The sequence below is a fragment of the Streptomyces sp. NPDC058221 genome (genome assembly GCF_042882365.1).
Lineage (GTDB): Bacteria > Actinomycetota > Actinomycetes > Streptomycetales > Streptomycetaceae > Streptomyces.
The window spans coordinates 23,033-29,106 of the sequence record NZ_JBHVWF010000109.1 but is presented as its reverse complement, the minus strand read 5'-3'; the positions used below and the strand labels follow the sequence as shown (position 1 = coordinate 29,106).

6 protein-coding genes and 1 pseudogene are annotated in these 6,074 nt (G+C 72.5%); 2 read left to right on the top strand and 5 right to left on the bottom strand.

Features of this window, described 5'->3' with window-relative positions; all coding sequences use genetic code 11:
• Positions 1–413: pseudogene (locus ACFVW8_RS28280) on the top strand (xylose isomerase); the annotation flags it as partial.
• Positions 414–511: 98 nt separating this feature from the next.
• Here ACFVW8_RS28280 and ACFVW8_RS28275 read toward each other — a convergent pair.
• The 4 genes from ACFVW8_RS28275 to ACFVW8_RS28260 all read right to left on the bottom strand — a co-directional run bounded on the left by ACFVW8_RS28275 (position 512) and on the right by ACFVW8_RS28260 (position 3,662).
• Entirely contained in the window at positions 512–1,762 is a 1,251-nt protein-coding gene (locus tag ACFVW8_RS28275) for an ROK family protein (protein WP_389694813.1), read from the bottom strand.
• Between the two features lie 94 nt (positions 1,763–1,856).
• Entirely contained in the window at positions 1,857–2,504 is a 648-nt protein-coding gene (locus tag ACFVW8_RS28270) for a DUF305 domain-containing protein (RefSeq protein WP_389694811.1), read from the bottom strand.
• Positions 2,501–3,148 (bottom strand): DUF3105 domain-containing protein, encoded by a 648-nt coding sequence (locus tag ACFVW8_RS28265; protein WP_389694809.1) that lies wholly within the window; start codon positions 3,146–3,148, stop codon positions 2,501–2,503. Before ACFVW8_RS28265 ends, ACFVW8_RS28270 begins: the two co-directional genes overlap by 4 nt.
• 88 nt (positions 3,149–3,236) lie before the next feature.
• Complete coding sequence (locus ACFVW8_RS28260) at positions 3,237–3,662, bottom strand: hypothetical protein (RefSeq protein ID WP_389694807.1); 426 nt, start codon at positions 3,660–3,662, stop codon at positions 3,237–3,239.
• Between the two features lie 111 nt (positions 3,663–3,773).
• On the opposite strand from ACFVW8_RS28260, the gene ACFVW8_RS28255 reads away from it, so the two are divergent.
• Positions 3,774–4,664, top strand: coding sequence for a phospholipid scramblase-related protein (locus tag ACFVW8_RS28255; protein WP_389694805.1), 891 nt, complete (start codon positions 3,774–3,776; stop codon positions 4,662–4,664).
• A 73-nt stretch (positions 4,665–4,737) separates the two neighbouring features.
• Here the strand turns inward: ACFVW8_RS28255 and ACFVW8_RS28250 are convergent, their stop codons facing one another.
• Positions 4,738–6,069, bottom strand: coding sequence for a uracil-xanthine permease family protein (locus tag ACFVW8_RS28250; protein WP_389694804.1), 1,332 nt, complete (start codon positions 6,067–6,069; stop codon positions 4,738–4,740).
• Positions 6,070–6,074 lie beyond the last annotated feature (5 nt).

Sequence of the window (6,074 nt, the reverse complement as noted above, 5' to 3'; positions counted from 1 at the left end):
GCATCAAGTACGACCAGGACCTCCGCTTCGGCGCCGGCGACCTGCGCCAGGCCTTCTGGCTCGTCGACCTGCTGGAGACGGCCGGCTACGAGGGCCCGCGCCACTTCGACTTCAAGCCGCCGCGGACCGAGGACTACGACGGGGTCTGGGCGTCGGCCGCGGGCTGCATGCGCAACTACCTGATCCTGAAGGACCGGGCTGCCGCCTTCCGCGCCGACCCGGTCGTGCAGGAGGCGCTGCGCGCGTCCCGGCTGGACGAGCTGGCACAGCCCACCGCGGCCGACGGTGTGGCCGGGCTGCTGGCCGACCGCTCCGCCTACGAGGACTTCGACGTGACGGCTGCGGCGGAGCGCGGCATGGCGTTCGAGGCCCTGGACCAGCTGGCGATGGACCACCTGCTCGGGGTCCGCTGACCCTGCCGCACGGGCTGACGAGGTGACAACGGGGGACGGACGCGCCGCGCGTCCGTCCCCCGCTCGCGTTCCCGCGTCCGCCTCCGGCCCGCCCCGGTTCAGCGGGCCGTGGTCCGTCCCGCGTACGCCACCGGGTCGGCGAGCACATCCGTCATGACCAGCGCCGCAGCGCCCCGTGCCGCGTCACCCGCCACGGACGAGGCGCGCAGCCGCCCGCTGCCCGGGGACCACAGCCCGGACACGACCCGGCCGGTCAGCTCCTGGTCGACGGGCGGCGACAGCCACGGCATCAGATTCCGGTAGACCCCGCCGAGCACCACCGCGTCCGGGTCCAGCAGATTCACCGCGCCGGACAGCACCCGCCCCAGCATCCGGCCCGCACCGGCGACCGCGTCCACCGCACGCTCGTCACCGGCCCGCACGCGCCGCTCCAGTTCGGCGACCCCGATACCGCTGCCCGTCTCCTCCTCGATGCCGGCCGCCCGCAGCAGCGCCGTCTGTCCCGCGTACTGCTCCAGGCAGCCGCGCGAACCGCACCGGCACTGCGGCCCCTGCGAGTCCACCACCACATGCCCGATCTCCCCGGCGAACCCGTGCGCCCCGCGCAGCAGCTCGCCGTTGATGACCAGGGCGCCGCCGACGCCGATCTCGCCGGTCAGATAGAGAAAGCTCCGGATCCGCTCCAGCCCGCCGAACCACAGCTCCGCCAGGGCCGCCAGATTGGCCTCGTTCTCCGAGCTCACCGCCAGCGCCTCGTGACCGGGGCGCTCGGCGGCCAGTGAGGCGGCGAACAGCTCCTGGGCCGGGACCTGGTTCCAGCCCAGGTTCGGGGCCTGGCGCACCGCGCCGCCCGAGACCAGACCCGGCAGCGCCAAGGTGACACCGACCGGGAACAGGGCCTGCTCGCCCGCCGACTCCAGGGTGCGCGCGGCGATCCTGGCCGCCCGCGCCAGTACCTCGGCGGGCGGCTCGCCCCGGTTGTCGAGGTGTTCGGTGAGCCGGACCCGGCCGGTGCCGGCCAGGTCGACGACGCACACCGACACGTAGTCGATGTTGACCTCGACCCCGAGGCCGGCGGGCCCGGTGCGGGCCATTTTGAGCGCGGTGCCCGGCCGTCCCGCCTGTCCGCTGAACGTCTTGCCGGACTCGGTGAGGAACCCGCTGTCGAGGAGCTGCTCGACGAGCGAGGACACGGCGGCCCGGGTCAGCCCGACCCGCGAGGCGACCCCGGCCCGGGTCGCCTCGCCCTCGCTCTCGTCGCGGACGGCCCGCAGTACGAGGCTGAGGTTGTTGCGCCGGACGGTGTCCTTGTCGGCCTTGGGCCCCAGCGGCGTGAGGTTGCTCTTCATATCGGAGCCGAGCCTATGCGATCCCGTACGTCAGTACGCCGGGACCAGGGCCCCGGCCGCACCCCGCTCGGGGGCTCGGCCGGGTCCCGTGCGCTCAGGCCGTGGCCCCCCGCTCCTTGAGCATGTCCGCCATCAGCGCGATCTCCGACTCCTGGCCCAGCACCATGCCCGAGGCCAGGTTCCTGATCTCGTCGGTGCCGGCCGCGGCCGCGGCGGCCCGGGCCATGTCCGCGCCGGCCCGGTGGTGCGCGGTCATTAGCCGCAGGAACCGCACCTCGGCGTCCCTGCCCTTCGCCGCCCGCAGCGCGTCGAGTTCGGTGTCGGTGGCCATGCCGGGCATCAGGGCCCCGTCGCCGCGCGGGGCGGAGGTGTGCCCCATCCACTCCATGGGCGGCCCGGGCGAACTCTTCGCGTGACCCCACATCTCCAGCCAGCCCAGCATCATGCCGCGCTGGTTGGCCTGGGTGTTGATGATGTCGTACGCGAGCCGCCGCACCGCCACGTCGCCGGTGCGGTCCCGGACGATGAACGACATCTCGACCGCCTGCTGGTGGTGGACGGCCATATCGCGCGCGAACCCCACGTCCGCCGAGGTCTCGGCCGGGGCGGACGCTGCCGCCCGCGCGGCCGGGGCCGACGAGGACGGGCGGGCGACCGTGAGCGCGACCAGCGCCAGCGCCAGCAGCAGCACCGCACCGCCGGCCAGCACCAGCGGGCGGGACCCGCGCGCCGACGGGGTCACTTGGCGACCCCACCCGTGCACGCGGCGCCCGGCTCGGGGGTCTGCGGGCCCTGGACGTACTTCGTGAAGAACTGCGCCACCCGGGGATCGGTCGCGCTCTTCACGGTCAGCTGCTTTCCCCAGGCGCTGAGCATCAGCGGTGCGGCCTGGTCCTCGACGGGGCTCATCAGGGAGTACGAGGTGGCCGAGACCCGTTCGCCGAGCTTCTTCACGTCGGCGGGCTTCGCCTTGCCGGTGTACGTGACCCAGACGGCGCCGTGCTCCAGCGAGTGGACCGCGTTCTCCTTCGGTATCGCCTCCGTGTAGACATCGGCGTCGCAGTTCATCCACACCGGGTTGTGGTCGCCGCCGACCGGCGGGTTCATCGGGTAGTCGACCTTCTTCTCGACATGGTTCTGCGTGAGCTTGTCCCAGCTCTTCTCGCCCTGGACGGGCGAGGACTTGGCGGCCGTCTCGGCCTTGTCCTGCTCGTCGGCGGCGTTCATCAGATAGCCGCCGCCCGCCACCAGTCCGGCCACGACGACGACGGCGGCGGTGATCGTGATGATGCGGCTGCGGCGCTCGCGGGCCCGCTCCTGTCGGCGGGCCTCCTCCAGCTTGGCGCGGCGGGCGGTGGCAGGTGCGGGCTTCTTGGCGGAGGCCATGGCGGATCCTCGGATTCGGTTCGGTGAGCCGGACGGTCTGCGGGCAGGCGGAGGCGTCCCCGGGGATGCCGGGGAACGGGCGCTGCTGCTAGATCCGTTGAACCTGGAGGGTCAGATGGTCCACGTCGCCGGCGGCGTCGTTGGAGGGGCCCCGGATTCCGCACGCGCCGGTGAGGGCGCCGGCCGGCAGAAGGGCGGGCGCGGACGGGAGTGCGGCCGGTGCCGGCTGGGTGGGCAGTACGGCCGGAGCCGTGTGCTCGGACGCGCCGTGGCAGGAACTCCCTGCGCCCCGGTCCCCGGGAGCGTCGGCCACCACGACCCGCGCCGCGACGGCCGGTACCGGTGTGATGGCGCGCGGGGCGGTGAGGGAGGCGCCGCCGTGATGTGCGTCGGCCGGCTGCGCGGAGGCGAGCGAACAGCACGACATGAGGGCGAGGAGCACGAACGCCCAGCCGAGCACCACCGAGCCGCGGGCGCCGCGCACCCGGTCGGTCCCTCCACTCCTCCTGTTCACCCGGACATCGTACGGTGTGTGAAGTTTCAATGAGTAGGGATGTCGGTCCGGGAAGCTGTGGATGTGGCGGCAAGGGGTTCCGCCGGCCGCATGGCGAGATAGTGTGCCCCGGTGACAACGCACTCGAACGTATCTGCGGGCTGGTATCCGGATCCGCACGGCGCCCCCCAGCTGCTGCGCTACTGGGACGGCTCCCAGTGGACCGAGCACACCAATCCCGCAGGCGGGCAGCAGCAGGCCCAGGCCCCCGCCCAGGCGCCGCAGCAGTCGTATCAGCAGCAGGCGGCCCCCCAGCAGCAGTATCAGCAGCAGGCGGCCCCTCAGCAGCAGCAGGCCGCCCAGCAGCCGGCCGCGGTGCCGCAGCAGGGTGTCCACCCCCAGCAGGGTGGCGCCGCGGGCGCGGGCACGCTCTTCAATCAGCAGGTCCTGGTGGTGAGCCAGAAGGCCAAGCTGATCGAGGTGACGAACGAGTACAGCGTGTTCGACCAGCACGGCAACACCGTCGGCTCGGTCACCGAGGTCGGTCAGGGCGCAGTCCGCAAGGTGGTGCGGTTCCTCAGCAGCATCGACCAGTACATGACCCACCGTCTCGAAATCCGTGACGCGTACGGTCAGCCGCAACTGCTGCTCACCCGACCGGCGAAGTTCATCAAGTCCAAGGTCATCGTCCAGCGCCCCGACGGGCAGCCGGTCGGCGAGATCGTCCAGCAGAACGCCATCGGCAAGATCAACTTCGCGATCATGGTGGACGGCCAGCAGGTCGGCGCGATCAAGGCGGAGAACTGGCGCGCCTGGAACTTCGCGATCGTCGACCACAACGACGCGGAGATAGCCCGGATCACCAAGACCTGGGAAGGCCTCGCGAAGACGCTGTTCACCACGGCGGACAACTACGTGCTGCAGATCCACTACCAGCTGCCCGAGCCGCTGCTGAGCCTGGTGGTCGCGACGGCGCTCACCGTGGACACCGCGCTCAAGCAGGACTCCCGCGGCCTCGGCTGATCCCGGGACCGTACGCGAGACCGCCCCCGTCCCCTCGCCGGCCGTGCGAGGGGACGGGGGCGGTCGTGTGTGCTCAGTCCGCCGTACGCTCCGGCTCTCCGTCGGGCGGACCCAGCCTGGCGAACACCGCCGCGAGGACCACCGCCGCCAGCGCCCCGGCCGCCACCCCGCTGCCGAAGACCGTCCGGGCCCACACCGGCAGCCCCGCGTACATCTCGGGGGCGAAGACCGGCAGCAGGCCGACGCAGAGCGCGAGCGCGACCACGATGCCGTTGGTGCCGTGGGTGAGGTTCTCCCGGCTGAGCATGCCGAAGCCCATCGTCGCGATCACCGCATAGATGATCAGCCCCGCGGCGCCGACCACCGGCTCCGGGATGGCGGCGAGCAGCCGGGTGAGCGGTGTGACGAGACCGCACAGGATCAGCAGTACGCCCGCGCCCGCTGTGACGAACCGGCTGCGCACCCGGGTCAGCTGGACGATGCCGATGTTCTCGGCGCTGGTCACCATCAGCGACGTACCGAAGACCCCGGCGCCCAGGGAGGTCACGGCGTCCGCGCGGGAGATCCGCGGGACGTCCCGCGCGGCGTCCGGGGTCCGGCCCACCGCCTCACTGTTCAGCACGGTCTGTCCGGTCGCCTCCGCCAGCGAGGCGAGCGCGAACACCAGCAGCGGCACGGCCGCCAGCAGGTCGAAGTGCGGTGTGCCGTACGGGAACGGGTCGGGCAGCGCGAACGTGCTGCCGTGCGCCAGGTGGAAGGCCGTACCGCTCACCGCGGCGACGAGCGTGCCTCCCGCGAGACCGAAGAGCACCGACATCTGCCGCCAGACACCACGCGTGAACAGGAAGAACAGGGCGGTGATACCCAGCGTGGCGAAGCCGAGGCCCGGCCCCGAGGCGATCATCGGCGCGGTGATCTTGATCATGTTGATCCCGATCAGGACCACCGTGGTGCCCATCACCAGCGGCGGGAAGAACCGCACCAGCCGCCCGTAGAGCGGCAGCACGGCGATCAGGAAGACCGCCGCGATCAGCACCGAACCGGAGGCGGTGGCGGGCCCGTGCTCCTTGGCGACCTGGAGGAAGATCGCCACCGCCGCGCCGCCCGGCAGCATCAGGAACGGCAGCCGGGCGCCGATGCGCAGCGTCCTCACGCCCAGTGACTGGAGCAGCGCCCCGACACCGCACAGCACGAGCGTCGCGCTGAGCAGGGACGCCGTCTGTGACGCGGTCAACGACAGCGTGGTGCCGATGAGGATCACCGAGGAGACGGGCGCGGCGACCCCGGCGAGCAGATGCTGGAAGGCCAGCGGGACCAGCCGGGGGAGCGGCAGCCGCTCGTCGACCGGTGCGACGGGCGGGGCCTGGCCGGCGGGCACGGCCGTGCCGGGGGCGGGGGAGGCCATGATCC

Excerpts from the sequence above, each read along its gene's own strand:
- ACFVW8_RS28275 (WP_389694813.1), bottom strand. The coding sequence starts at position 1,762 with ATGAAGAGCAACCTCACGCCGCTGGGGCCCAAGGCCGACAAGGACACC.
- ACFVW8_RS28265 (WP_389694809.1), bottom strand. The coding sequence starts at position 3,148 with ATGGCCTCCGCCAAGAAGCCCGCACCTGCCACCGCCCGCCGCGCCAAG.
- ACFVW8_RS28250 (WP_389694804.1), bottom strand. The coding sequence starts at position 6,069 with ATGGCCTCCCCCGCCCCCGGCACGGCCGTGCCCGCCGGCCAGGCCCCG.